Raw genomic sequence first — 25,349 nt, 5'->3', positions numbered from 1 at the left:
GCGTAGAGCGGGGAGGGGTTTGGGCCAATTCGCCGCTGGCAACCGGGTTCGCATTTTTGGACAATAGGGCGCATCCGCCCCATCACCGGAACGTCGCAACGCCCATGCCCCGATTTGAATCCCCCTTTACCCAACGCGAACCCACCTTCGGCCTTGCTCTGGGCGGGGGCGCTGTGTTCGGCATTGCCCACCTCGGGGTACTGAAAGCCCTTGAGGAGCATGGTCTTCGCCCGACGCACATAACCGGCACCAGCATTGGCGCGATTATGGCCTCGCTCTACGCCTTCGGCCATACACCGGAGGGCATCAGGGAAGCGTGCTCGGGGTTGGACTGGTGGCATCTGTCGAGTTTTGGCTGGTCGAAGTACGGCATCATGAACAATGCCGCTATGGGCGATTTTGTTCGCCACCACATCGGGGATCGGGATTTTTCCGGGTCGCCTTACCCGATGGCGTTCATTGCGACCGACCTTGCCAGGAGGACCAAGGTCGTTCTGGACAAGGGAGACGTGGCCGAGGCGGCCATGATCAGTGCCTGTGTACCGGGGCTCTACAGCCCCATCGAACGGGAGGATCAGCTGCTGGTGGACGGTGGGCTTGTTGAGAACGTGCCGATCTCGCCGTTTAAGCAGTGGGGCGTGGACTTCGTGATGGGGGTCGACCTGAACGGCAGCACACGGCGGCGGGTGCCGGGCGGGTACTTTGATGCGCTGGTAACCGCCTTCGACATTGCCATCGATAGCCACACCCAGACGCAGTTGGCCGAGGCGGATTACGTGCTGGCACTGGATCTGGCGGATTACGACCGCACCGATCCGGAACAGAGCCAGGCCCTGTTTGATGAGGGGTACAATGCCTGCCAGAACGCGATCGACACGATCCGCAGACGGCGGGCCGCGCAGGCGCCGGGGCTCCTGAAACAGCTCCGGCGCGGGCTGGGCCGTTCAGCGCCCTGGCTTCAGGCCGGTTCCAGCGGGGCGTAGGCCAGCACCAGCCACTTGCTGCCTTCCGCGAAGTTCACCTGCACCCTGGCATGGGCCCCCGCGCCCTCGGCATTCATCACAACGCCTTCCCCAAACTTGGGGTGGACCACGCGCTGGCCAAGCTGAAAGCCGGTGTCGGCGCCACTGCTGGCGGCACCGCCCGCGTCGCTGAACATGGTGGGGCGGGTGACGGTGTTGCGCAGGCGGACCTCGCGCATGTGTTCGTCCGGGATCTCGCGGATGAACCGGGAGGGCGCGTTGAAGCGCTCCTGGCCATAGAGCTTGCGGGATTCCGCGTAGGTGAGAGTGAGTTTGCTCATGGCGCGGGTCATGCCTACGTAGGCAAGCCGGCGCTCCTCTTCCATGCGGCCGGGTTCCTCGGCGGACATGCTGTGCGGGAAGAGACCTTCCTCCATGCCGGTGAGAAAGACCATGGGGTATTCGAGGCCCTTGGCCGAGTGCAGGGTCATGAGCTGGACGCTGTCCTCGTCCTCTTCCGCCTGGGACTCGCCCGCGTCCATGGCGGCACGGGCGACAAATTCGCTCAGCGGGTTCTGGTCGTCCTCCACGCGGAATTCGCGGGTGGCGCCTACCAGTTCGTCCAGGTTCTCCACGCGGGCCTGGCCCTTCTCACCCTTTTCCCGGCCATGGTAGTCGCGCAGGCCGGTCTCGCGCACGGCACGCTCTGCCAGCGCGTGCAGCGGCAGGTTCTCGTGGTTGTCGGCCAGTGCCTCGATCAGGTCCACGAAGGTCTGCAGCCCGGTCCGGGCCTTGCCCTTGAGCAGCTGGTGGTGGAGCAGGTTCACGGTGGCCTGCCAGAGTGAAACTCCCTCGCGCCCGGCGGCCTCGCGCACGGTCTCCAATGCCTTGGCACCCACGCCCCGGGTGGGGATGTTCACCACGCGCTCGAAGGCGGCGTCGTCATGGCGGTAGTTCACCAGCCGCATGTAGGCCAGGGCATTGCGGATCTCCTGGCGGTCGTAGAAGCGCAGGCCGCCGTACACGCGGTAGGGAATACTCTGGCGCAGCAGCGATTCCTCGAGCACCCGGGATTGGGCGTTGGAGCGGTAGAGGATGGCGCACTCGGAGCGGGCGTTGCCCTGTTCGGCCCAGCTGCTGATGGTGTCCGCGATGTAGTTGGCTTCGTCCTGCTCGTTGAAGGCCGAATACACATCGATGGGATCGCCGGTCTCGCCGTCGGTCCACAGGTCCTTGCCGAGACGGCCCTGATTGTTGGCGATGACGGCGTTGGCGGCTTCCAGGATCGTCTGGGTGGAGCGATAGTTCTGCTCCAGTCGCACCAGCCGGCTGCCGCCGAAGTCCTGCTGGAACTGCTGGATGTTCTCGATGCGCGCGCCACGCCAGCCGTAGATGGACTGGTCGTCGTCACCCACAATCGTCAGCGGCACGCGGTCGCCGCTGAGCACCCGCAGCCAAGCGTACTGCACCGCGTTGGTATCCTGGAACTCGTCCACCAGCATGTGCCGGAAGCGGTTCTGGTAGTGGGCGCGCAGCTCCGGCTTCTCCAGCCACAGCTCATGGGAACGCAGCAGCAGCTCGCCGAAGTCCACCAGGCCGCTGCGCTGGCAGTTCTTCTGGTACTCACGGTAGACGTTGATCAGGGTGGTGGTGAACACATCGCCGTGGTCCTCGATGTGATCCGGGCGCAGCCCCTCATCCTTGCTGGAGTTGATGAACCATTGGGCCTGCTTGGGCGGCCAGCGGCTCTCATCCAGCTGCAGCTCACGCATGACACGCTTGACCAGGCGCAGCTGGTCGTCCGCATCCAGCACCTGGAAGTTCTCGGGCAGGCCGGCGTCCTGGCAATGGGCGCGCAGCAGGCGGTGGGCCAGGCCGTGGAAGGTGCCAACCCACATGCCCCGGGTCGGGATCTGGAGCATTTCCTCGATCCGCCCGCGCATCTCACGCGCGGCCTTGTTGGTGAAGGTCACGGCCATGATGCTCGAGGCCGGCACCTGTTCCACCTGGATCAGCCAGGCAATACGGTGCACCAACACCCGCGTCTTGCCGCTGCCGGCACCGGCCAGAACCAGCACGTGGCTGTCCGGCGCGGTGACGGCTTCGCGCTGGGCGTCGTTGAGGGGGTCGAGGATGGAGGAGACATCCATAGTGCCACTGGGCCCTTTGCCGGTGCGTGAAACCGGCTCAGTATAACAGGGGACCCTGTGTGGGTATCCAGTATCTCGCTGATCGATTTCTGGATACCCAATGATGCCTCACTCTAACGGCCCGCTGCCGTAGCTCGGGTCGCGCTGCCGAACCGGAGATAGAGCGCCGGCAACACCACCATGTTCAACACCGTGGAGGACAGCAGCCCGTACAGGATCACCATGGCCATGGGCGCCTGGATCTCGCTGCCCGGCTCGCCGGCGCCCAGCGCCAGCGGCACCAGGCCCAGGCCGGCAGACAGGGCCGTCATCAGGATCGGGATCAGCCGCTCCAGCGTGCCTCGGCGCACCGCACCCACCGCGCTCTCGCCTTCCTGTTCACGCAGCGTGTGGATGTGGCTGACAAGCATCACGCCGTTACGGGTCGCGATGCCCAGCAGCGCAATGAACCCGATCATGGTGGCGATGGACAGTATGCCGCCGGCCACAAACAGACCGGCGACGCCGCCGATCAGCGCCAGCGGCAGGTTGATCATCACCAGCACCGCATCGCGTACCGAATTGAAGGCCACGTACAGCAGCAGGAAAATGCCGGCCAGCACGGCCAGGCCCAGACAGAACAGGGCATTGGAGGCTTCCTGGGCAGCCTGGAACTGGCCGCCGTACTCGATGCGATAACCCTGCGGCATCGGCACTGCTTCCGAGACCCGCTGCTGCACGTCGCGGACCACCCCGACAAGGTCCGGGTCATCCACGTTGGCGATCACGATCATCTTGCGCGCCACGTCCTCGCGCATGATGGTGTTGGGTCCGCGCGTCTCGCGAATGTCGGCCAGGGCATGCAGTGGAATCCGCGCGCCATCCGGCGCGGTGATCGACAGCTCACGAATGGCGTCGAGATCGCGCTTGGCAGAGGGCGGCAGCCGCACCACCAGGTCAAAGGCGGTCTGGCCTTCCATCACCCGCGACACCGTCTGGCCCGTGAACGCCGTGCGCAGCGTCTCGGCCACCTGCTCCACGCGCAGCCCGTGGCGGGCAATGGCATCGCGCTTGAAATCCACGCTCAGGAACGGAATCTGCGCCCGGGGCTGGCGTGCCAGATCCACGACGCCGGGCACGCTCTCCATCGCCCCCTTCACCTCCTTGGACAGCCGCCGCAACTCGTCCAGCTCGGGGCCGAAGAGTTTCACCGCGATGTTCGCCCGCGTGCCCGAAAGCATATGGTCGATGCGGTGGGACAGCGGTTGGCCGATGACGATGTTGGTACCGGGCACGGCGGAAAGCTCCTGCCGCAATTGCCTGAGCAGGTCGGCCTTGGGCCGGTCGCCCAGGTCCAGTGAGACGTCGATCTCGCTGGCATAGACCGCCTGGGCGTGGGGATCCTGCTCGGCGCGCCCGGTCCGCCGCGCCGTGGAGGTGACCTCGGGGTGCGCAATCAGGATCTCCTCGACCATGCGCCCCAGCCGGTCGGATTCCTCCAGGGCGGTACCCGGCTTGGTGACCACGCTCACCGTCAGCGAGCCCTCGTTGAACTCCGGCAGGAAGGACTGCCCCGCCAGGCTCAGCGCCGCCCCGGCGCCCGCCAGCCCCAGCACGGCCACCCCGGCCACCAGCTTCCAGCGGTGGAGGGTCGCATCCAGGACCGGCGCGAAGGCCTCCTTGGTCCATTCAACCAGGCGCGGCTCCTCCGCCTTCTGGACGGTGCGCGAGTTCGGCAGGATCAGGCTCGCCAGCGCCGGCGTCACCGTGATCGCCACCAGCAGGCTGGCACCCAGCGCCACGATGTAGGCAAAGCCCAGCGGCCCCATGAGCCGGCCCTCGATGCCGGGCAGGAAGAAGAGCGGCGTGAACACCAGCATGATGATGAAGGTGGCGAACACGATGGAGCCCTGGATCTCCACGGTGGCCGGTCCCACGATCTTCTCCGGCGGCAGGCGCTCGTGTTCCGGCCGTGCCGCATTGCCCCGCAGCCGGCGAACAATGTTCTCCACCACGATGATGGCATCGTCCACCACGGCGCCAATGGCGATGGCGAGCCCGCCCAGGGTCATGGTGTTGAGGGTTCCGCCGAGCGCGCGCAGCGCCAGTACGGCCGCAATCAATGACAGCGGGATGGCCAGAAGGCTGAGGGCGCTGGCCCGCAGGCTGACCAGGAAGAGCATGACGATGGCCACCACCAGGATGCCCCCGTCGCGCAACGCTTCCATCAGGTTGTTCACGGCGGTATGGATGAAGTCCGCCTGGCGGAAGAGATCCGTCTTGAGGGCAACACCCTCGGGCAATTCCCCGCGAAGATTCTCGATTTCCCGGTCGAGGCGCCGGGTCAGCGCCAGGGTATTCTCGCCGGGCTGTTTCTTCACACCCAGCACGACCGCAGCCTCGCCGTTGCGCGAGCCCGTCCCTCGTACCGGCGCCGGCCCGACGCTCACCTCGGCCACATCGCGAACCCTGATCGGGTGCCCGTCCCGCGTGCGGATCACGGTATTGCCGATGTCCTCGGCGCCGCTGACCCGCCCACTGCCGTGGATCAGAAGCTCACGCCCGTTGTCCACGTAGAACCCGGCCGAGACGTTGTGGTTCGTGTCCCGAACGGCCTGGGCCACTTCGTTCATGGCGATGTCGTGGGCCGCCATGCGCTCCGGCTGGATCCGCACCTCGTACTGCTTGATGTCACCACCAATCGTGATGACCTCGGCCACCCCGGGCACCGCCAGAAGCCGCCGGCGGACCTGCCAATCGGCGGCCGTCCGCAGCGTCATGGGATCAGCCTCCCCGGTCACGGCCAGGAACATTACCTCGCCCATGACCGAGGTGACCGGGGCCAGGGTCGGCTCGCCCGCGTCCGGCGGCAGTTCACCGCGCACGGCCTGCAGCTTCTCCGAGACCACCTGGCGCGCCCGGTAGATGTCGGTCCCCCAGTCAAACTCCACGGTCACCACGGAAATACCGACACCGGTCGAGGAGCGCAGGCGCCGCACCCCGGTCGAGCCGTTCAGGGCGGTCTCCACCGGATAGGTGACCAGCCGCTCCACCTCCTCGGGCGCCATGTTGTGCGCTTCGGTGACCACCGTGACCGAGGGCGCGGTCAGTTCCGGGAAAACGTCCACGGGGCTGCGCATGGCCTCGTAAACGCCCCACCCGAACAGCAGGGCAGCGCCCACGATCACGAACAGGCGGAAGCGGAGCGACCACTGGATGGTTTGAGCAATCATTGCGTGTCCTTATTGATACCGGGGTCAGTGGGCATGCCCGTGACCCGCATCGCCGCCACCACTGGCCGCGAGCCGCACGAGGTAACTGCCGTCGGCGACCACCCGGTCGCTGGCTTCAAGGCCCTGGCGAACCGCTACGTAGTCGCCGGCGCGGATGCCAAGGGTGACCACCCGGCGCTCGAAGGTTTCCCCGCCATTGGCGAGATACACTACGGCCTCGCCGGATTCGCGCTGCACTGCCGACAGCGGCACGGCCAGCGATTGCGTGCTGTCGCCGTTCCAGACCCGCACCCGAGCGGCCGTTCCCACCCGGTGATTCGCGCGGTTCGGGAGCTCGAAGATCACCGGGATCGTGCGGGTTGAGGGATCGACCACCTCGCCGACCGAGATAAGACGGGCGCCGTTTTCCGGATCCACGGTAATGCGCTCGTCGCTGCCGGTGGTGGTGTACCAGGCGCCGGTGGGCTGCTGGAGGGCCTCGGCTTCCGAGACGCGCGCCTCGAGCCGCAGCCGCTCGCGGTCAACCACACGCAGCATGGGGTCGCCCTGGTCCAGGTAACTGCCGGGGCCGGTCATCATCTCTGCCACGGTTCCGGCAGTGCCGGCGAGCACCGGAACGGAAGCGACGCCATCACCGGTCTTCTCACCGGACTGATAGGCCTGCAATCGCTTCTGTGCAGCCTCAAGCGTCGCCGCTGCGACGCGGGCCTCGATCCGTGCCTCAATAACCCGTCGCTCCGGAACCGCCTGTTTTTCGTAAAGCCCTTCGAGGCGTTCCCGCTCGCGCCGGGCAAGGCGGGCACGGCCCTCGGCTTCTTCCACCGCCAGTCGCAGGCTGGCCACATCCGTGCCCATACCAAGCTGGGGAACCAGCCGGGCAACCACGGTATCGGCCTCAACACGCTGGCCGGGCTCCAGCCAGCCCCCCTCGGGCGGCTGCACCTGACCCGGGATCGGAGCATGCACCGTACGGTCACGACCGGGCAACGCCCTGAGATGCCCAGTAGCAGGGACGGACTCCCGCAGCCGACGTTCGCTCACCGCCGCGGTACGGAACGGCAAACGCCACTGCTGCTCCTTGGTGAACCCAATCTCACCCTGCGGCGAGTCGCCCAGTTGTTCGGGAACCGATCGCCGGTCCGGGTAGACACGGACATCCGGAATCACGTGCACGCTGCGGCGCTCGCCTTCGGCCCAGGCAATCTTGAGGTCAAAGGTACCGGCATCCCGGGGCTCGATGGTGGGCGTGTAGAGTCCGTCCCGGGTTGGGCGGGATACACGGAAGCCGGCGACAATTTCGCCGTCCTGTTCAAGGGTGACGGTGAGCTGGCCCTCGGTGACGGGGTTGTACCCATCGAGCCAGCTCAGGTGGGCCGCGAAGCGCGACCCCTCGCCCACGACGAGGGCTGGATACTCGAGAAAGAGCTCGGTCTCCTCGTTATAGCGGGTCACGACCACAGACGGCCTGGTGTCGGCCGCCGGCGCATGGGCCTCTTCCCCATGCCCACCATCTCCATGGTCGTGGCCGTGGTCACCGGAGTGGTCGCCACACCCCGCCAACGCCATGACAAGCGCACCCAGGGCCAGGGCCCTGACTGCGCCACGCCCGTCAGTGGTCATGACCGTGCTCCCCGCCATGGTCATGATCCTCGCCCTTGTCATCGGAGCCGTCATGGGAACCATGGTGCCCTTCGCCATGGCCCTCACCGTCCTTGTGGTGATCGTCCATGTTGTTGTGATGGTCCTCCATGGCCTTGTCCTTGCCCGAGCTTTCATCGCCGTAGAACGCTTCCGTTTCGGGCTCGTCAGCGCCGTGGGTATGACCGTGGCCGTCCTCATGGCCCGCACCGGCAACGGCCAGACCCGCATAGAGGCACGCAAAGAACAGGCTGTAGCGGATGATGCTTTTCATGGTGATTCTCCTTATTGGACTCATTGGTTGCAGGGTTGTGGTTTCGCAGGGTGGCGGGCGCTCAGCGCTCCCGGCCCCCGCTCGATTGATGGAGCTCGATGGAGGCGACACGGGCGTCGTGCGCCATCTCAAGCGCCCTCAGGCGCGCATCAAGCTGACCGCTGTAGGCGTCCAGCAGTTCCAGGATGCCGATTTCGCCGGCCCCGTAGGTGGACTCGGCAAAGTCCGTGAGTTCCCGGGACCGCGACAGCGCCTCTTCCCGGAAGGTTTCGATGCTCTCGATCAGGGAGCGGGTCTGGCGCCAGAGGCCGCGTACCCGCGCACGGACTTCCTTCAGGCGCCGAAAGCGACGAGCCTCTGCCTCATTACGCCGCGCTGACGCCTCGGCTGCTTGCGCCTGCCCCTGGTTGAAGACGGGAATCGGGAGGCTGACGCTGAGCAGCAGGCCTCCGCCATCAGCACCGGGCTGTTCAACGCGGTTGAACCCGACGCCAAGGGTCGGGTCCGGAACCCAGGCACGGCCCGCGGCGCGCTGCGCGAACCCGGCCGAGTCCGCGCGCGCCTGAAGACGCTTCAGATCGGCACGCTGATTGAGGCGATCCAGGTAGGTCGCAAGCGGGGACGGCAAATCGGGCTGAAGTTGACCCACCAGGGATTGGTCCATCTGTTTTTCATCGGTATCAAGCAGGGCGTGAAGCGATTCACGTCTGTGTTGCAGCGCGGCGTTCGCCTGATCCAGTCGGGCCCTCAACCCTGCCCGTTCACGTTCGATACGGCTCTGGTCATAGCCAGAGATATCCCCCGCCTGACGGCGCTCTTTCACCATGGCGGCAACCTCATCCATACGCTCAAGCGCCCCGCGCAGGGCCTCAACGCGACGCTGCTCCAGCAGGGTCGCGTAGAAGCGAAGACGTACACGGCTGCGATGCGTCAGACGGCGCCAGTCATTGCCGTGGCGGACACCCTCGGCGCGGGCCCGCGCGGCACGGGTTTCGAGCCCTTTCTGGCCCGAAAAATCAAACTGTTGGGAGAGCGAATAGAACCGCTGCGTGGTCGTGTCTCCACCTGCCTCAAAACGCTCCTGGCTGACATCAAGCGTAGGGTTGGGCCAACGGCCCGCCTTCTCCTGCTGTGCCCGGGCACGATCCACACGGGCCGCCAGTTCGCGATTAAGGGGCGCGTAGTCAGTCGCTTGCTTCAGCACTTGCTCCAGCGTGAGGCGTGGCTCCGCCGCACCGGCAGTCGCGACGACGAAACCAGCCAGGACCATGGACAAGCGCCTGAAAAACCGACCCATAATCGGTTTTTCAGGCAGTCCGACTTTACAATTCCACTTGTGCATAGGGTTATACCAGAAAGGCGCTCAGGAAGGATTCGAGGGAATGATGGAGCATCGGCGAGGCGAAGACAGCAACCGAAAGCAGGGCAAGCACGGCCAGGAACAGCATGCCCCTGAGTCGAAGCGCGCCGGGATTGGTGATCAGCGCATCGACCCGCTGATCGATCATGCTCCCCGTGAATGCCAGATCGCCCATGCGGTGAGGGTTTGCACGGGCCACCGCGAGTATGGCCTCAGCCACTGTCAGTCGGTCCCCCACCGCGGCAGCCGCGCGTTCATCCGCTGCCTGTTCCGTCGCCAGCAGGAATTCGCGCAGCAGCACACGGCGAACCACCGGCAGGTGCAGCAGCGCCCCAAAGCGGGCCAGCAACAGCCGCAACGGATCCCGGCGCGCGCAGTGTGCCTGCTCATGTGCTTCAACCACTGCACGCTGCTGACCATTCAACAGACTGATCAGGCCATTTGAAAGCACCACACGAGGGCGGATAAGCCCCAGCACACCTGCAAAGGGACGGTCGGTGGCCAGCACCAGGGCCGGCTCGCTACCCCTGCTGCGACCCGCCATCCGGACCAGTGACTGATAGGCGCGGTACTCACGGAAAAGTACCAGGGTATTGCGCCCCACCAGCAACGCGAAGCCCCCTCCCACGAGGCTCAGCCAGAGCGACGCCCAGGGAAGCTCCAACGCTGTGCCCGGGTGCAGCACGCAGTGGTGATGGCCGGCCCCGGCGCCTGCCGGGCAGTGCCCGCTGTAAAAGCCAACCAGCGAGGCGATGGATGGTCCGGCTACCACGGCGGCCAGGAGGGCCCCACCCAACAGGGGCAACCAGCAGGCAATCAGCAGCGCAAGCGCGCGTCGTGCCGGCGGAAGGCGACGCAGGACCGGCATCAGTACGATTCCGACCAGGGGGCTCAGCAGCACAATCACCAGCATGCCCAGCAACGCCACCTTGAGAAAAACCAGCACTAACGACGCCATTATCTAGCCCCCATCCCCGTGCGGGGAACGGGCTTGCCGCTTGCGTTCGATCAGAGCCTGGAGGCGATCCAGCCCCTGCTCATCCTTCTCGTCGGCAAAGTCCACAAAAGCGCTCAGCAGGGATTCTTCAGGCATGTTGTCAGCCAGTGGGTGGGTTACCTGTTCAATCAATCGCGCGAGGAATGCTTCCCGATCAAGCGCCGGGCGATAGACATAGGCATGCCCCTCCTTGGTGCGGGACAGCAGAGCTTTCCGATAAAGGCGCTCAAGGGTGGACTGGACTGTGTTGTGAGTAATGCCCCTCTGAACCCCGAGGCGGGCGTGCACACCCTTGGCGTGATTCGCGCCGTGTTCCCACAGCTCCTCCAGAACTGAGTGCTCGAGTTCACCGAGCTGTATGGATTGCTGGTTCATTCTGCACCCCAAAAACCGATTAGCGGTCGGTTTTACAGCTCCCGCCGCCGCCCGTCAAGCGCCTGTTACTGTCCAAGCGCCATGCCCTTACGCATACTGGTACTCAAGAAGCGAACGATAGGAGGTTGAGCCGATGAGCTGGATCATTACCAAGTACGCACTGACAGCGGCGATCATCGTGCTGATCTCGGAGATTGCCAAGCGAACGGAAAAGATCGGGGCGCTGATCGGCGCGCTTCCCATGGTGGCCGTGCTGGCCATGGTCTGGATGTATCTGGAACATCAGCCCGCGGAGCGGATCGCCTCCTACGCGGCCTATACGTTCTGGTACGTGCTGCCAACACTCCCGATGTTCCTTGCATTCCCCCAGCTGCTGCCGCGTATCGGCTTCTGGGGCGCACTCCTGAGCAGCGCGGTGATTACCCTGGCGTGCTATGTACTGCTGGCATTGGCCGTCAGACGGTTTGGTATCGAACTGCTATAGGCCGGCATGGGCAGCGGGCTCAATCATCGCAGCAGACAACCCGGGGTTGGCACTGATGACGGTCTTTCAGCGTGCAATACTATTTAGCATTCGAATTACAAATTGAATACATCTTTAAGTACCAAACAACTTGGCGCCTCCCCATAATGCTGCAACTCCGCACAGGTACCACAGGGACGCCATGCTACAAAGACTCTCCATTTCACTGAAACTGTCGCTTCTGGTCGGGATCGCGATCCTGGCCTTTTTGATCACGCAGGGTTTTAACTTTTACGTCCAGAACAACAACGCCAGCCGCCTGCATGAGGTCAATGATCAGCTGCATCCAATGATGGAGAAGGCCACCGTCAACCTTGGGCAGCTGGAGCTGATGGAAGCGCAGATCAACGCGGCCGTGACAACCGGCAACGAGGAGAGACTTGCGGAGACAGAGACCTATTACAACACCATCCAGACCAACCTGGATGAACTGCAGGACCTTGCGCCGCAGATGAGCGACCGCTTCGGTCAGCTCTCCAAAGACCTGGAACGCTACTACAGCGAAGCGACCCGTATCGCCTCGGCCTTCATTGAGGGCGATGCCGATATGCGGGCACTGGGCAAGGATGCTTCCGCCAATGCCAAACGCCTGAAAGAGCTGATGGCCGATATGACCACGGTGCGTGATGAAGCGCGCAGCGCCTTCAGTGACTCCATCGACGAGACCCTGGTGACCACCGAACGCAGCACGACGCTGGGCCTGAGCATCGCGGTTATTGCCATTGGCACCCTTGCCGTCGTCAGCCTGTTCATCGCGCGCTCAATCACCGGCAGCCTTAACCGCGTCATCCACTCGCTGCGCAACATGGCTTCCGGGGAGGGCGACCTTACCTCGCGCATCCAGTACGACGGCCGGGATGAACTCAGGGAACTGGTCACCCACTTCAACGCCTTCATTGAGAAGCTGCACGCCGCTTTCGGAACCATCAGCAAGGACGTGGAGGGCCTGGAAGAGGTCTCCCAGCAGCTGTCGCAAACCAGTCGAGCGAACCTGCAGCGCATCAACGATCAGTCTTCGGCCATCGCCTCGGCACGCCACTCCGTGGATGAGCTGGTCAAGAGCGTGGAAGAAGTGGCCAGTTTTGCCAGCGACGCCTCCGAGCAGACCCAGGGTGCGGCGGAATACGCCAACCGCGGCAAGGACCATGTCTCCGGCAATGTGCAGACGATCCAGGATCTGGCGCAGGAGATCAACCAGTCTGCCGAGCTCGTCAACCAGTTTGAAACCCACTCCACCAAAGTGGCCGGACTGCTGGACACCATCAAGACCGTTACCGAACAGACCAACCTGCTGGCCCTCAATGCGGCCATTGAGGCCGCCCGGGCCGGTGAACACGGCCGTGGTTTCGCGGTGGTTGCCGATGAAGTTCGGAACCTCGCCGTCCGCACCCAGAACTCCGCCCAGGAGATTGAGACAGTGATCTCCGACCTGTCGAGCCTGGCGGAATCCTCCGTCAGCGCCATGCAGAACAGTGTCGAAAAGGCCCGCACCGGTGTGGATGCCACAAAGGAATCCGGAGAAGTGCTGCAGAGCATCCTCGAGAACGTTGAAAGCATCAGCAGCATCAACGAACAGATTGCGGCCGCCACTCATGAGCAGACGGCCACGTTCAATGATGTGGTCAAGAATATCACCGACATCCACGGCAACGCCGAACAGATTACTGAAACCACTCAGGAGCTGGACCAGGCGAGCCAGGACAGCCGGGAAATCACCCAGCGCCTGCACCAGATCGCTTCACAGTTCCGCGTCTGACCCCAACAAACTCAAACCCCTTCAATGGAGATAACCATGAAGCAACTGCGCACCACTAAAACCCGCCTCGCCGTGTGCCTGCTGGTCAGCGCCGGCGTCACCGGCGCCCATGCCCAGGAAGAGCGGCTCGACCGCCTCGAGAGCCAGCTTGAACGGCTCCAGCAGGACATGCGCGATTCGCGTGACACCGACTTCCGCATCAACGGCTTCATGAGCACCGGCTATGCCCGTGCCAGCAACAATGCCGGGTACGCTGGTGTTACCGAAGAATCCGAGATCCGCCCCCTGACACTGTTCGCCGTCCAGGGCACCTTTGACCTGAGCGATCAGACCAGAGCCACTTTTCAGCTCCTTTCCCGGGGCGAGCAAGAGGCTCGGGATAACTGGGAAACCCAACTTGAATGGGGTTACCTGAGTCACCAGATGGATAACGGCCTGCGTGTTCGGGCCGGTAAGATGCGCATGCCCCTGTTCATGTATTCCGACTCCCTAGACCTGGGCTATGCGCAGCCCTTTGCGCGCGCTCCCAGCGCTGTCTACGACCAGGTCTCTCTCAGCTCCTATACCGGAGTGGATGCAACGTACACGTTTGACGTGCTTGGCCAATCCATTCGGACTCAGGTTTTCGGGGGGCACAGTCAGGAAGACCGGCTCGCCGGCCAGAATAACGACATCTTCGAATTGGAGCTGCGTAACATCGCAGGCGCCGTGATGTCGTGGACCGACTACACGTGGACGCTCCGTGGTGTTGCCGCCCGCGCGGACACAAACTTTGTGCCTTTTGGTGCTCAGGACGATGACGGCGAATTCTTTGGCCTAGGGGTTGAGTATGAGAAGGGCAATATCATGGCTGTTTCCGAAGTCACACGGCGTAACGTCGATGGAGCCTTCCCGGACCGGGACGGTGCCTACGCCACTCTTGGCTACCGGTTCGACAGTGTCATGCCCTACGTGACCTATGCGTGGGTTGAAACCCAGGATGACGAAAACCGTCCAGTAGCGCCCACGAGCTCTCAGGCTTCTCTGGCGACTCAGAATGAAAAACGTGAAGATTACAGCATCGGGGTACGCTGGGATGCCATGCCGGGTATCGCCCTCAAGGCGGACTGGACCCACTCACGGGCCTTTGGGGATACCTCCGGTGCTTTGAGCGGTAACGCTGCGAGCTTTGCCAGTGGCCAGGGCAACCGCTTCGACCACACCAACGTTTATACCCTGAAGCTCGACGCGGCGTTTTAAGGAGACCCGACATGAAAACATTACGCATGATCGCGCTTGCCGGCCTCTTTGCCGCCCCCCTGAGCATGGCGGACGTGGTGGTGATCGCTCACCCGAATGGCCCCGACAACCTGTCTGAGAATGACGTGCGGGACCTTTACCTCAACCGCAGCAACGCGGCCACGCCGTTTGAGATTGCGAAGGGAAGCGACGTCCGGCGCGAGTTCCACGACTGGATCACTGGTCGCAGTAACTCGCAGCTGCAGTCCTTCTGGGCTGAACAGACCTTCACCGGTGAAGGACAGCCACCCGCGGAAGTCAGTGATTCAGCACGTATGGTCGACGAGGTTGCCGCCACGCCGAACAGTGTCGGCTATGCCGACCCGGCGGACGTGGATGACTCCGTTGAGGTCATTCTGAAACGCTGACCTGCTAAACGGCCACACTACACTTTGGGGTGTGGCCGCCTCCCCTTCCTGTTCTGTTCATGCCATTTATCCGGCCTTCCCCCTGCTGGTGCCTCATTCGCCCGGATCGTAAACCACGACGTTATCGTGCCCCTCCGCGATGAGATGCCCCGCATGCAGCGTGCTCATACTGCCTTCGTCACAGTACAGGAGGTAACGATTACCTGCGTCCAGCTCCGCAAAGCGGTGATTCAGTTCGTAGAAGGGAATGGAGCGGATCTCATTGTTGGTGAGCGTCAGCGGCGCATCCGCCGCCTCACCGGGATGGCGGATGTCGATGACCACATCGCCGGGTGAGGGCGTGTTCACCCGCGGCACATCGTCGATCCCCACCTCGCTTTCCAGCATCTGGTCCACCGGCGTCATGGTGCGGTTCGCCACGGCGGCATCCAGCACCGCATCATCGAAGAAGGACTCGTCGCGCTCAATGCGCCCTTTCTTCGCACGCGTGGTTGGCCGGTCCGAGATCACGCCACAGTATTCCGGCATGTTCGCCGCCATCCAGTAGGCGCCGATCCGGTCCGCGACGTCGATGATCTCGTCTTTGTTCATGAACACCAGCGGCCGCATCACCAGCATGTCCGTGCTCTGGTCAATCAGGCCCAGGTTAAGCGGCGTCTGGCTGGAAACCTGGGAAATACTCTCGCCCGTGACCAGCCCGGAAATGTGCATCTCATTCGCAATGCGCTCCGCCGCCCGCATCATCAGCCGCTTGAGCACGACACCACGGTACGAGTGGTTGATGCGCGTCATCAGCTCGCCGATCACCCCTTCGAACGGCACCGAGATCATGTAGACCCGGTGGGAAGACTGGTAGTCCGCCCAGAGGTGGCGGACCATCTGCCGCACACCCGCCTCGTGGGCCGTACCGCCGAGATTGAAGAACAGGAAGTGGGTCTGGAGCCCGCGCCGGATGGCCATGTAGGAGGACACGGCCGAGTCGAACCCGCCGGAGATCAGGGACAGCACCGGCTCCTGGGTCCCGATCGGGAAGCCTCCCTGGCCCGGGTAGCGCCGACGCACCACCACCATGCTCTCGCGTTTCACCTCCAGATTCACCGGAATCTCCGGGTGTTTGAGATTCACGCCCACGGCGTCCGTGTTCTTCAGCAGATGCCCGCCCAGGAACTGTTCCAGTTGCTGGGAGCTGAAACTGTGCTCCCCCCGGCGCTTCACGCGCACGGCAAAGGTCTTGCCCGCGAGCCGCTCGCGGTAGACATGGGTCACTTTCTCGGCCGCATCCTCGAAGTTCTGCCAGGGCAGGTCGTCGACCAGCAGGATGAACTGGGCACCGGGCATACGCTGGAGGTAATGGATAACGCGCTCGGCCAGGCCCGCCGCCTCGCCGTGTTCCACCGTGCGCCGCTGCTCCGCTTCAGGGTCCTCGCCCGGCACATACACGTCGATACGATCCCAGCCCGGGCGCACATCAATCCGCTCGTCGAGCTGGCGCATCATCCGGCGGACATTACGCCGCATCTGGCGCAGCTGCTTGCGCCGCACGGGATCGGATTTGACCGCCATTTCCGGCGAAATCTTGATGAGGTAATGGACCATGGGTAACACTAGTCGGCTTGGATCGCGCTTTGTTCAGCAGAAGCGCGATTTTAACCGACACCGAAGGCCAAATACTATGTCCAGAAACGGCGTTCACGCGCGCGTCTCTCCCGAAGGCAGTCTCGAGATCCTCTCGAACAAGGAGGTGAACCAGCTCAAGGACGACGGCGAAGGCGGCCTCTACCATCTCTTCCGCCAGTGCGCCCTCGCCGTGCTCAACAGCGGCACCATCAGCGATGACAGCAAGGCCATCATGGAAACCTACCAGGACTTCGGCCTGGCCCTGCTGCAACAGCCGCGCGGCATCAAGATCGAACTCCACAACGCCCCGCCCAGCGCCTTCGTGGACGGCACCATGATCCGTGGCATCCGCGAGCACCTGTTCTCCGTGCTGCGTGACATCGTCTATGCCAACTCGATACTGGCCACCGCCGGCTGGTACAACCCCGAGCACTCCGAGGACATCACCAACCTCGTCTTCCAGGTCCTGCGCAACGCCGAGATCCTCAGGCCGGAAAACGAACCCAACATGGTCGTCTGCTGGGGCGGCCACTCCATCAGCCGCGACGAATACGACTACACCAAGAACTGCGGCCACGAACTCGGCCTGCGCGGCCTCGATATCTGCACCGGCTGCGGGCCCGGCGCCATGAAAGGCCCCATGAAGGGCGCCACCATCGCGCACGCCAAGCAGCGCATCGACGGTGGCCGCTACGTCGGCATCACCGAGCCCGGCATCATCGCCGCCGAGGCCCCGAACCCGATCGTGAACGAACTCGTGATCATGCCGGACATCGAAAAGCGCCTGGAAGCCTTCCTGCGCGCCGGCCACGGCATCGTCGTCTTCCCCGGGGGCGCGGGTACCGCCGAGGAAATCCTCTACCTCCTCGGCGTCCTGCTCGACCCCCGAAACGCGGACCTTCCCTTCCCGCTGATCTTCAGCGGCTCAAAGGAGAATGCCGACTACTTCGAGATGATCGACCAGTTCATCCGCAACACCCTCGGCGACCAGGCCGCGAGCCGCTACCGCATCATCATCGACGATCCGGAAGAAACCGCACGCGCCATGAAAGAGGGCATGCAGACCGTGCGCGATTACCGCCGCGAAAACCGCGACGCCTACTACTTCAACTGGGTGCTCACGGTTGACCCCATCTTCCAGACCCCGTTCGAACCTACCCACGACAGCATGCGCGCGCTCAACCTCAGCCGCGACCAGGAACCCCACCGCCTCGCCGCCAACCTGCGCTGCGCCTTCAGCGGCATCGTGGCCGGCAATGTCAAAGCCGATGGCATCCAACAGGTGGAAGAACACGGCCCCTTCGAGATCGAAGGCGACCCCGAGTTCCTCAAACCCCTGGAAACCCTGCTGGACGCTTTCGTGGCCCAGAACCGCATGAAACTGCCAGGCCAGGCCTACAAGCCGTGCTACCAGATCATCGACAAGCCAGGGTAAACGCTGTCAGAGAAAGCAATACAGCTGGAAGGGTGGGGGTTTGGGGCCTCTCCGAGGGAAACTCGATTGCCATGGGTCAGGCCGAAAGGCCTGACGGGTTGCCAGGGAAGGCAACCCAGGACCGGCACGCGGAGCAGGACTGCGTAGCGTGACGGGCAATCGGTAGCCTACACGGACGTACTTGTTGGCGGTTCCCGGAGAGAGGCCCCAACCCCCCATCCCGGCAACCACCTCTCAGTCTTCTTTCGCACCCGTCCGGGGCATCTCAGCATAGTAAGCCGCCAGATCCCGCAACTCCTGCTCCGAAAGCCCCGAAACCTGCCCATGCATCACCGTAGCCTGCCCCCCTCGCCGATCCCCATCCTGATAAGCCCTCATCGCCTTGAACAGATACCCCTCATTCTGCCCCGCCAACGACGGATACCGATCCACCGCCGCAATACCATCACTGCCATGACAGGACGCACAGCCACTCGCCAGCGCCTCGCCGGCATCCGGATCACCGGCCGGCGCCTGACCCACAAAGAAAAATACCAGCGCCAACGCCACCGCAGCCAGAACCGCCAGGATACTCCGCATGCACACCTCCCATTCGCGAAGCCCGCATTATAACCGCTCCCCCGGCGCACGCATCCGCCTCGATTGGTGCCCCGGCGCAATTCCGGTAGGATAAGGGCCCGTATTGAACGGCCAAAGCGGTATACAGGAGGCACGCCCATGGGCGCCGACACAGCGCAGAACCAGGCCGAGGACCCCGTCCTCTTCGAGAAACAGGCATGCCAGGAGGGCGCACTCGGGCTCATCACCCTCAACAATGCCCGTAAATTCAACGCCCTCACGCTGCCGATGATCGAAGCCATCCAGCAACAGCTCGACGCCTGGGCCGAGGACGACGACGTCCGCGTGATCGTCCTCTGCGGCAACGGCGAGAAGGCCTTCTGCGCCGGCGGCGATGTTCGCTCGGTGCACGAAGCCATCCAGGACGCCAAGGGCCGGCCGGGAAATGACGGCGAACGCTTCTTCGCTGCTGAATACCGCATGGACTACACCATCGCCACTCACCCCAAGCCCGTGGTGTGCTGGGGCCAGGGCGTGGTGATGGGCGGCGGTCTGGGCATGATGAACGCCTCCCGCTACCGCCTGGTCACCCCCGATCTGAAAATGGGCATGCCCGAGGTCAGCATCGGTTTCTTCCCGGACGTGGGCGCCAGCCGCTTCCTCAACCGCCTGCCCGGCAGCATCGGCATGTTCATGGGGCTGACAGGCGCCACCCTGAATGTGGCTGACGCGCTGCGCGTGAGCCTGGCCGACTATGCCGTGCCCAATGACGGCTTCGACCAGCTCATGGACCGGCTCCGTGAGCAGAGCTGGACCCGCTCACCGGAGACCAATGACCGCCACCTGCTGGAAACCCTCCAGGGTTTTGCCGCGGGCTATCAGCTGGACCTCTCCGAATCCAACCTCGAGCGCCACGAACAGTTCATCAGCCGGATATGCCGCGGTCGGGACGTGGTGGCAGTGGTCAACGCCATTCTCAACACCGAGGCGGAATCCGAGTGGTTCCAGGCCGCCCAGAACAACCTGCGCAACGGCTGCCCGGTATCAGCGCACATTGTGTTCGAGCAGCTGCACCGGGGCCTGCAGCAGAGCCTGCGCGACATCTTCATGATGGAGCTGATGGTGGCGGTGCACTGCGCCCGCCATCGTGATTTCCTGGAGGGAGTGCGTGCGAGGCTGATCGACAAGGATCACGAACCGCGTTGGACGCACAAAGACGTAGCCAGTGTTCCAACGGGCTGGGTCCGTTCCCACTTCACCGCCCCCTGGCCGGAAGACGAGCACCCGCTGCAGGACCTGTAGCGGGGTCAGTCGCCTCCGGCGTTCTTCAGCATCATCACCAAGTCCCGGTTGCCGTTCGCCCGCGCCACATCCAACGCGGTGCGGCCATCCGCCGCCTGGTAGTTCACATCCGCCCCGGCATCCACGATGACCCCGGCAAGCAACAGGTCATTGCGGGCCACCGCGCGCATCAGCAATGACTCACCTTCCTCATTAACCGTATTCACGTCCGCATCCGCCCGCAGCAGCCGGTTGGTTGCTCCCAGCTGGCTGTTCAGAGCCGCATAGGTCAACGGCGTCTCGCCCGCGTCGCTGCGTGCATTCACATCCGCCCCGGCGCGGATCAGAAGATCAATGATGCGTTGCTGGCCGGCGGCAGCGGCCGCCATCAGGGGTGTTACACCACCTTCCAGTCCCCGGTCCGGGTCCGCCCCCTGGCGCAGCAGGTACCACACCGTCTCCTCGTGCCCCGCGTCCGCTGCCTGATAGAGCGGGGTGCCGTCCGGGCCCATGGCATTGAGTGCGCCACCCTCAGCCAGCAGTGCCTGCACCCGGTCCCGATCGCCCTCGGAGGCGGCCGCCATCAGGGCTGTGCTGGCATCCGTGCGGGTTTCGGCACGGTCAGGCCCGGGCGAACTGCCGCAGCCGGCAAGCACCAGGGAACTGAGCAGGAGCAGGGCCGGCAGTGGATTCAGGGGGCAGGGGCGCATGGGTTACTCCGAGGAATGGATTTCGCCACATTGTTCGCGGATCACCACCCCGATGAAACCGAAGCGGTCACACTCCGCTTTCCGACCATGCCTCAACAAGGGACCGGGCCAGCGACCGGAGCCGCTTTAACCCCGGACGCCGCCCCGCCACCAGCCCTTCCTGGCGCAGCGCCTCCCAGTCCGCTCTCCCGGTGACCGCCCGCTGCCAGAGCTGTCGCTCCCCTTCGCTCCAGCCAGCAACCTCGGAAGGAACCAGCGCAGCGAGTATGGCCAGTGGCAGCCGGGTTACCTCCAGTTCCCTTGCTCCCTTCACGAAGGCCTCGATCTCGCGCCAGTCGTCGTCACTGAGCACCCCGGGCTCCCGTTCCGGGGGCGCCGGCATCATCGCCTCCACGGCTGCCTGCACCTCAGGCTCAAGACCGTTCAGTGCCGGCAGAAGCCAGGGCCAGTGCGCCGCAAAACGCTCGGCCTGGGAGCGGCACAGTACCGTGCCTTCATGGTTGAGCGGCCTGCCCAGCATAGCGGCATGGGTCCCGCTGGCCGCATCGCGTTTCGTGCCCAGCCGCAGAAAGCGGAACCCGGCGGCCCGCCAGAACGCCATCAGGGCCGGCGTGGCGCCAAAACTGGTGGCCAGAACGTCAACGCCGCCCGCGACGGCAATCCTCTCCATGTCCGCCAGCAATCGCTGCCCGATCCCCTGACGGCGCCTATCCGGGTGCACAGCAATCCGGGTCACGCGCAGGTAGCACCGGCGTGCCGCCTCCGGGTCACCACCCTGAAATGCCAGGGACTGCGCCACCAGGTGCCCGCGAGGCCGGCGCTCGCCCAGCCAGACCGAGCGCGCCAGTTCCGCCGCAAGCCCGCCCTCGTGCAGCCCCCAGACCACGCCCACGGGGGCATCGCCCTGCAGGGCCGCAACAATAACCGTCTCGGGATCATCCAGGAGCTGGCGCAGGTCGTCCGGGGAGGTCTGGTAATGGGCGCTGACCAGCAAACCCACCACGGCCTTCAGAAGCCCGTCATCGGCCAGCAGTTCATCCTGCGTCACCACCCGGTAGGCCACCGGCTCATCCGAAGAGGCGATCTCCGGCAGATCCGCATCCAGGCACAGCAACCGGTTCATCAGCGTTTCCAGCGGATCGTCCGGCGCCCAGCGGATGGGCTCATCCAGCATCACCCTGTCCCAGCCAGGATGGTTACGGTCCAGCACGGCACGGAACCGAAGGTCGAAGCCCCGCCCGGTCCCTTCGTACCCGTGCACGGTGGTCGCCAGAACCGCGCCCGGCCAGCGCGCCGTCATCGCCGCCAGCATCGGTAACGGCAGGGTAGCCGCCTCATCCACCATCAGAACGTCAGCCTCCGGCACCTGGCGAAGCAGTTCATCCGGCGCCCGGAACATCACCCCATCCCGGCATTCTTCAGGGACGAAGTGCCAGAAACTGTCCAGCGCGGAGGGGCGAGCAGCGGTTACGCAGACCCGCGTACCGTATTCGTTGACCAGCCGTGTCGCGGCCATGCCCAGGGCCGCGGACTTACCCCGGCCCCGGTCCGCACGCAGGACCACGGGTGCGGGCTCCGCCGCTCCGCCCATGGCCATAACAGCCTCAATGGCGCGCTGCTGATCATCTGTCGGCCCCTGGGGAGCCTGCCGAGCCGCTGCGGGAGGGACCGGTGGCTCAAGGAAGGCGGAATCCGGGGTAACCAGCGCATTTGGGGGTTGCTCCGCCGCCTGCCCCAGAAGCCGCGCCATCCGGGCCAGAAATCGATAGGGTGGGGCATGGTGGCGCAGGCGGTCGTAGTCCGGATCCGGCCCTTCCGACCAATCCACGAGAGGCGGCACCAGCCAGACCAGCAGGCCGCCGCCCACCAGGGCCCCGCTGACCGCGCCCAGCCCCGCCGGATGGGTGCCCGAATGGCTGTCCCAGACAATCAGCGACAGGTTCCGGCCCAGCCATTGGCGGGCCTGCGCGCCGCTGCACTGGTACATCCCCGGAGCCGGGTCGGCATCACCCACCCACAGGCCGGCGTCTTCCCGATACGCGGCCACCTCATTCGCAATCGCCCGCCCCCAGTCCGCGGGGCCCGCCAGCACCAGCACACTTCGATGCCGCCGCGCCCGGATCACGGGCAGGGTCGCCTCCAGCCACTGGCCGAGTGCCGGTTCCATGCTCAGTTGAGATCCACCGCGTAGGCCTTGAGCGTGGCGAAGTCCACGTACTCCAGCATGGACTCATGGGTGGCCTGCAGCACCAGCCTGGGGGCGCAGCCGGCCTCGTGGGCCTCTCTCCAGCGCGCGGCGCACAGGCACCAGCGGTCGCCGGGCTTAAGGCCCTCGAAGCCAAAAGCGGGCATGGGCGTGGCCAGGTCGTTCCCCTGGGCACTGGAGAATTCCAGGAAGGCCTCGGTGACTTCGCTGCAGACCGCATGTACGCCCATGTCCTCGGGCCCCACATGGCAGCAGCCATCCCGGTAGAAACCGGTCATGGGATCGTAGCCGCACGCCTTCAGGGGCTCGCCCAGGACGTTGCGCTGAATGCTTTCCGGTTCGCTCATACCATTACCCTCATTACCTCTGCTGCCGTTACAATGGACGCCGCTGCCCGAAGGTCCCCCGCATGATGTCACTGACGGACGAACAGAACAGGGTCGTCACCCTCGATAACCAGCACTGCGTGATCACCGCCGTAGCCGGCAGCGGCAAGACCACCACGCTCGCCTGGCGCATCCGTTACCTGCTGGAGCAGGGCCATGACCCGGCGCGCATCCTGATCCTGATGTTCAACCGCAGCGCCCGGGCGGATTTCCAGGCCAAGCTCCAGACCATCACCGCCGACACCCGGCTCCAGCTTCCCGAGATCCGAACCTATCATGCCATGGGCCTGCGCCTGTACCGGCGTTTCGTACAGGAAGGCTATCTACCGCCCTGGCAGGGTGAGGTACTGAGCGAACAGGAGGTCAATTTCCAGGCCTGGCAGTTGACCCTGCGCTTCGCCCCCGAGGACCTGCAGGACGAGATCCGGCGCAACAAGAAGGAGTTCGTGGAAACGGCCACGGGCTTCATTGACCGGGTGAAGACCACTCTAGACAGTGCAGAAACCGTCTTCGAGGCCCTGGGGTTCGAACCGAAACACCGCTACCTGCTGGACCTCTACCACGCCTTCGAGAAATGGCGTAAGGACCACCGGCGCATCACCTTCGCGGACATGCTCTATGAGCCGGTGGTGGCGCTGCACGAACACCCCGAGCTGCGGGAGCTGGTATCCAACAAGATGGACATGGTGCTGGTGGATGAGTACCAGGACACCAACGAGATCCAGCACCTGCTGTTAAAGGTGGTGGCCGGGGACCGCGCCCGTGTGACAGTGGTGGGCGACCCGGACCAGACCATCTACGAGTTCCGTGGCGCCCGGCCCGAGTTCATCCTTTCGCGCTTCCGCGAGGAGTTCCCGGACCCGGTGGAACTGAGCCTCTCCTACAGCTTCCGTTACGGCCACCGCGTGGCCCTGCTGGCCAACCACCTGATCGCCCACAACAGCGACCGCAAGGAGGTGCTCTGCCATTCGCATCCAGGCACGCCGGATACGAGCATTGAGCTTGAACGGGTACGCGAGGATGCGGACGCCGTGGTGCGCCTGGCCGAGCAGCGTCAGCAGGCCGGCCAGCCGCTGGGGGACATGGCGGTGCTGGTACGGGTCTGGAGCCAGAGCGTGCCGATTGAGCTGCGGCTGCTGGCCCGGGGCGTTCCCTACCGTATTGATGCCCATAAGGGCGCCCTCTTCACCCGCGAGGTGGCAGCGCTGATGGAGCTGCTGGCGCTGGCGGCCGGCGAACACCGCGAGCCCGGGGATGCGGCCCGGGCGGAACGGCGGCAGTGCTTCCAGCAGGTGCTGCGCTTCCCGCACTGCGGCCTGAAGGAACAGGAACTCAACGCCATCGCCGACCAGCTGGCCGCGTTCACCCGGGACTGGGGTCAGGTGCTGCAGCAGCTGGACACCAGCGACTGGAAACCGCTGCCCGCGCGCAAGGTCCGCAAGCTGGGTGAGGCACTGGCGGCACTGGAAGGCAGTCGCCGGCCAGCCCATCAGATCCTGGAGGACTACGCCACGGCCACCGAGCTGTTCGAGGGCATCCGCAGCCTGGCACTGACGCACGAGCAGGCGGACGAGCGCATAGGCACCGTCGCCGGATTCCAGCGCTACCTGGCCACCCTGGGCCTGGACGCCCAGACAGCCCTGCGCCACCTGCGGGACCTCAAGGCCCGGGCCGGCTCCAACCAGCAGCAGGGAGTGCACCTGGCCACCATCCACCGCACCAAAGGGCTGGAATGGCAGGTGGTAGTGATCCCCGGCCTTCAGGAGAAGACCTTCCCGTACACGGCGCGTGGCAGTGCGGACCTGGATGCCCTGCTCGAGAGCGAACGCCGCCTGCTCTACGTGGGCATCACCCGCACCAGGGAACACCTGCACCTGCTGACCACGGACGGCTCGGACCCGGAACGCCTGCCCAGCCGCTTCGTGGCGGAATGCACTTTCGGGCTGAGCCGGGAGCTGGGCGAGGGCATTACGGACGGAGGCAGTGAGTCGATAACCGTGACGGAGCCGGCCACCCGTATCGCTCAACGCTACGCGGATCTGCACGGCGTGACTCTGGACGCGCCCTCACCGGAAACAGACGCGGGCGAGGCACAGGCACAGCCCATCTGGCAGGCTCGGGAGGTGGAACACGTGCTTTACGGCGCCGGCGGCGTGGTGCGTGAGACGGATACGGCCTTCGAGGTACGGTTCCATTCCGGCCGCACCCTCCAGTTCAGCAAACAGAGCGCGCACCTGTACTTCCGCGCCCTCTCACACTGAGC

The 25,349-nt window shown here is 64.6% G+C and carries 20 protein-coding genes; 8 read left to right on the top strand and 12 right to left on the bottom strand.

Going from position 1 to position 25,349, the window contains the following annotated elements; genetic code table 11:
- Positions 1–104: 104 nt before the first annotated feature.
- On the top strand, positions 105–983 hold the full coding sequence (locus F3089_RS04790; protein WP_151439702.1) for a patatin-like phospholipase family protein: 879 nt from the start codon (positions 105–107) through the stop codon (positions 981–983).
- Here the strand turns inward: F3089_RS04790 and uvrD are convergent.
- The 7 genes from uvrD to F3089_RS04755 form a co-directional block, all read right to left on the bottom strand.
- Positions 959–3,112: a DNA helicase II gene (uvrD, locus tag F3089_RS04785; RefSeq protein WP_151439700.1), complete on the bottom strand. Its 2,154-nt coding sequence runs from the start codon at positions 3,110–3,112 to the stop codon at positions 959–961. The genes F3089_RS04790 and uvrD overlap by 25 nt on opposite strands.
- Positions 3,113–3,225: 113 nt before the next feature.
- Complete coding sequence (locus F3089_RS04780) at positions 3,226–6,324, bottom strand: efflux RND transporter permease subunit (RefSeq protein WP_151439699.1); 3,099 nt, start codon at positions 6,322–6,324, stop codon at positions 3,226–3,228.
- Positions 6,325–6,348: 24 nt separating this feature from the next.
- Positions 6,349–7,962: an efflux RND transporter periplasmic adaptor subunit gene (locus tag F3089_RS04775; protein ID WP_151439697.1), complete on the bottom strand. Its 1,614-nt coding sequence runs from the start codon at positions 7,960–7,962 to the stop codon at positions 6,349–6,351.
- On the bottom strand, positions 7,934–8,236 hold the full coding sequence (locus F3089_RS04770; RefSeq protein ID WP_151439696.1) for a hypothetical protein: 303 nt from the start codon (positions 8,234–8,236) through the stop codon (positions 7,934–7,936). Before F3089_RS04770 ends, F3089_RS04775 begins: the two co-directional genes overlap by 29 nt.
- Before the next feature lie 61 nt (positions 8,237–8,297).
- The gene (locus tag F3089_RS04765; protein ID WP_192497277.1) at positions 8,298–9,506 is read right to left on the bottom strand and encodes a TolC family protein; all 1,209 of its coding nucleotides are present in this window, start codon (positions 9,504–9,506) and stop codon (positions 8,298–8,300) included.
- Between the two features lie 76 nt (positions 9,507–9,582).
- Complete coding sequence (locus tag F3089_RS04760) at positions 9,583–10,554, bottom strand: M56 family metallopeptidase (protein ID WP_151439693.1); 972 nt, start codon at positions 10,552–10,554, stop codon at positions 9,583–9,585.
- 3 nt (positions 10,555–10,557) lie between these two features.
- The gene (locus F3089_RS04755; RefSeq protein ID WP_151439692.1) at positions 10,558–10,968 is read right to left on the bottom strand and encodes a BlaI/MecI/CopY family transcriptional regulator; all 411 of its coding nucleotides are present in this window, start codon (positions 10,966–10,968) and stop codon (positions 10,558–10,560) included.
- A gap of 133 nt (positions 10,969–11,101) precedes the next feature.
- Between F3089_RS04755 and F3089_RS04750 the strand changes: the two genes are divergently transcribed.
- The 4 genes from F3089_RS04750 to F3089_RS04735 all read left to right on the top strand — a co-directional run bounded on the left by F3089_RS04750 (position 11,102) and on the right by F3089_RS04735 (position 14,893).
- A complete protein-coding gene (locus tag F3089_RS04750; RefSeq protein ID WP_151439691.1) occupies positions 11,102–11,452 on the top strand; it encodes a DUF3147 family protein in 351 nt (116 codons plus the stop codon).
- Positions 11,453–11,633: 181 nt separating this feature from the next.
- Positions 11,634–13,247 (top strand): methyl-accepting chemotaxis protein, encoded by a 1,614-nt coding sequence (locus F3089_RS04745; protein ID WP_151439690.1) that lies wholly within the window; start codon positions 11,634–11,636, stop codon positions 13,245–13,247.
- 36 nt (positions 13,248–13,283) lie between these two features.
- Positions 13,284–14,486, top strand: coding sequence for a hypothetical protein (locus tag F3089_RS04740; RefSeq protein WP_151439689.1), 1,203 nt, complete (start codon positions 13,284–13,286; stop codon positions 14,484–14,486).
- A gap of 11 nt (positions 14,487–14,497) precedes the next feature.
- On the top strand, positions 14,498–14,893 hold the full coding sequence (locus tag F3089_RS04735; RefSeq protein WP_151439688.1) for a phosphate ABC transporter substrate-binding protein: 396 nt from the start codon (positions 14,498–14,500) through the stop codon (positions 14,891–14,893).
- A gap of 93 nt (positions 14,894–14,986) precedes the next feature.
- Here the strand turns inward: F3089_RS04735 and thiI are convergent, their stop codons facing one another.
- Positions 14,987–16,489: a tRNA uracil 4-sulfurtransferase ThiI gene (thiI, locus tag F3089_RS04730; protein ID WP_151439687.1), complete on the bottom strand. Its 1,503-nt coding sequence runs from the start codon at positions 16,487–16,489 to the stop codon at positions 14,987–14,989.
- A 76-nt stretch (positions 16,490–16,565) separates the two neighbouring features.
- Here thiI and ppnN point away from each other — a divergent pair, with 76 nt between their 5' ends.
- On the top strand, positions 16,566–17,945 hold the full coding sequence (ppnN, locus tag F3089_RS04725) for a nucleotide 5'-monophosphate nucleosidase PpnN (protein ID WP_151439686.1): 1,380 nt from the start codon (positions 16,566–16,568) through the stop codon (positions 17,943–17,945).
- Between the two features lie 234 nt (positions 17,946–18,179).
- Here the strand turns inward: ppnN and F3089_RS04720 are convergent, their stop codons facing one another.
- Complete coding sequence (locus F3089_RS04720; RefSeq protein WP_151439685.1) at positions 18,180–18,524, bottom strand: c-type cytochrome; 345 nt, start codon at positions 18,522–18,524, stop codon at positions 18,180–18,182.
- A 138-nt stretch (positions 18,525–18,662) separates the two neighbouring features.
- Between F3089_RS04720 and F3089_RS04715 the strand changes: the two genes are divergently transcribed.
- Positions 18,663–19,805 carry an enoyl-CoA hydratase/isomerase family protein gene (locus F3089_RS04715; RefSeq protein ID WP_151439684.1) on the top strand — a complete coding sequence of 381 codons (1,143 nt, stop codon included), beginning with the start codon at positions 18,663–18,665 and terminating at the stop codon, positions 19,803–19,805.
- A gap of 5 nt (positions 19,806–19,810) precedes the next feature.
- Here the strand turns inward: F3089_RS04715 and F3089_RS04710 are convergent, their stop codons facing one another.
- From F3089_RS04710 to F3089_RS04700, 3 genes are all read right to left on the bottom strand, one after another.
- Positions 19,811–20,494, bottom strand: a complete 684-nt coding sequence (locus F3089_RS04710; RefSeq protein ID WP_151439683.1) for an ankyrin repeat domain-containing protein — start codon at positions 20,492–20,494, stop codon at positions 19,811–19,813.
- A 67-nt stretch (positions 20,495–20,561) separates the two neighbouring features.
- Positions 20,562–22,661: a tRNA(Met) cytidine acetyltransferase TmcA gene (locus tag F3089_RS04705; protein WP_151439682.1), complete on the bottom strand. Its 2,100-nt coding sequence runs from the start codon at positions 22,659–22,661 to the stop codon at positions 20,562–20,564.
- 2 nt (positions 22,662–22,663) lie between these two features.
- Positions 22,664–23,047 carry a DUF2237 family protein gene (locus F3089_RS04700; RefSeq protein ID WP_151439681.1) on the bottom strand — a complete coding sequence of 128 codons (384 nt, stop codon included), beginning with the start codon at positions 23,045–23,047 and terminating at the stop codon, positions 22,664–22,666.
- 62 nt (positions 23,048–23,109) lie between these two features.
- Here F3089_RS04700 and F3089_RS04695 point away from each other — a divergent pair, with 62 nt between their 5' ends.
- Positions 23,110–25,347, top strand: coding sequence for an ATP-dependent helicase (locus F3089_RS04695; RefSeq protein WP_151439680.1), 2,238 nt, complete (start codon positions 23,110–23,112; stop codon positions 25,345–25,347).
- Positions 25,348–25,349: the final 2 nt, after the last annotated feature.

Source organism: Halospina sp. K52047b, from assembly GCF_008709855.1.
Lineage (GTDB): Bacteria > Pseudomonadota > Gammaproteobacteria > Pseudomonadales > Oleiphilaceae > Halospina > Halospina utahensis_B.
This window is presented reverse-complemented; position numbering and strand designations above follow the sequence as displayed.

Bases quoted from the DNA above. Each gene is read 5' to 3' on its own strand.
- F3089_RS04790 (WP_151439702.1), top strand. From the start codon at position 105: ATGCCCCGATTTGAATCCCCCTTTACCCAACGCGAACCCACCTTCGGC.
- uvrD (WP_151439700.1), bottom strand. From the start codon at position 3,112: ATGGATGTCTCCTCCATCCTCGACCCCCTCAACGACGCCCAGCGCGAA.
- F3089_RS04780 (WP_151439699.1), bottom strand. From the start codon at position 6,324: ATGATTGCTCAAACCATCCAGTGGTCGCTCCGCTTCCGCCTGTTCGTG.
- F3089_RS04775 (WP_151439697.1), bottom strand. From the start codon at position 7,962: ATGGCGGGGAGCACGGTCATGACCACTGACGGGCGTGGCGCAGTCAGG.
- F3089_RS04770 (WP_151439696.1), bottom strand. From the start codon at position 8,236: ATGAAAAGCATCATCCGCTACAGCCTGTTCTTTGCGTGCCTCTATGCG.
- F3089_RS04765 (WP_192497277.1), bottom strand. From the start codon at position 9,506: ATGGTCCTGGCTGGTTTCGTCGTCGCGACTGCCGGTGCGGCGGAGCCA.
- F3089_RS04760 (WP_151439693.1), bottom strand. From the start codon at position 10,554: ATGGCGTCGTTAGTGCTGGTTTTTCTCAAGGTGGCGTTGCTGGGCATG.
- F3089_RS04755 (WP_151439692.1), bottom strand. From the start codon at position 10,968: ATGAACCAGCAATCCATACAGCTCGGTGAACTCGAGCACTCAGTTCTG.
- F3089_RS04750 (WP_151439691.1), top strand. From the start codon at position 11,102: ATGAGCTGGATCATTACCAAGTACGCACTGACAGCGGCGATCATCGTG.
- F3089_RS04745 (WP_151439690.1), top strand. From the start codon at position 11,634: ATGCTACAAAGACTCTCCATTTCACTGAAACTGTCGCTTCTGGTCGGG.
- F3089_RS04740 (WP_151439689.1), top strand. From the start codon at position 13,284: ATGAAGCAACTGCGCACCACTAAAACCCGCCTCGCCGTGTGCCTGCTG.
- F3089_RS04735 (WP_151439688.1), top strand. From the start codon at position 14,498: ATGAAAACATTACGCATGATCGCGCTTGCCGGCCTCTTTGCCGCCCCC.
- thiI (WP_151439687.1), bottom strand. From the start codon at position 16,489: ATGGTCCATTACCTCATCAAGATTTCGCCGGAAATGGCGGTCAAATCC.
- ppnN (WP_151439686.1), top strand. From the start codon at position 16,566: ATGTCCAGAAACGGCGTTCACGCGCGCGTCTCTCCCGAAGGCAGTCTC.
- F3089_RS04720 (WP_151439685.1), bottom strand. From the start codon at position 18,524: ATGCGGAGTATCCTGGCGGTTCTGGCTGCGGTGGCGTTGGCGCTGGTA.
- F3089_RS04715 (WP_151439684.1), top strand. From the start codon at position 18,663: ATGGGCGCCGACACAGCGCAGAACCAGGCCGAGGACCCCGTCCTCTTC.
- F3089_RS04710 (WP_151439683.1), bottom strand. From the start codon at position 20,494: ATGCGCCCCTGCCCCCTGAATCCACTGCCGGCCCTGCTCCTGCTCAGT.
- F3089_RS04705 (WP_151439682.1), bottom strand. From the start codon at position 22,661: ATGGAACCGGCACTCGGCCAGTGGCTGGAGGCGACCCTGCCCGTGATC.
- F3089_RS04700 (WP_151439681.1), bottom strand. From the start codon at position 23,047: ATGAGCGAACCGGAAAGCATTCAGCGCAACGTCCTGGGCGAGCCCCTG.
- F3089_RS04695 (WP_151439680.1), top strand. From the start codon at position 23,110: ATGATGTCACTGACGGACGAACAGAACAGGGTCGTCACCCTCGATAAC.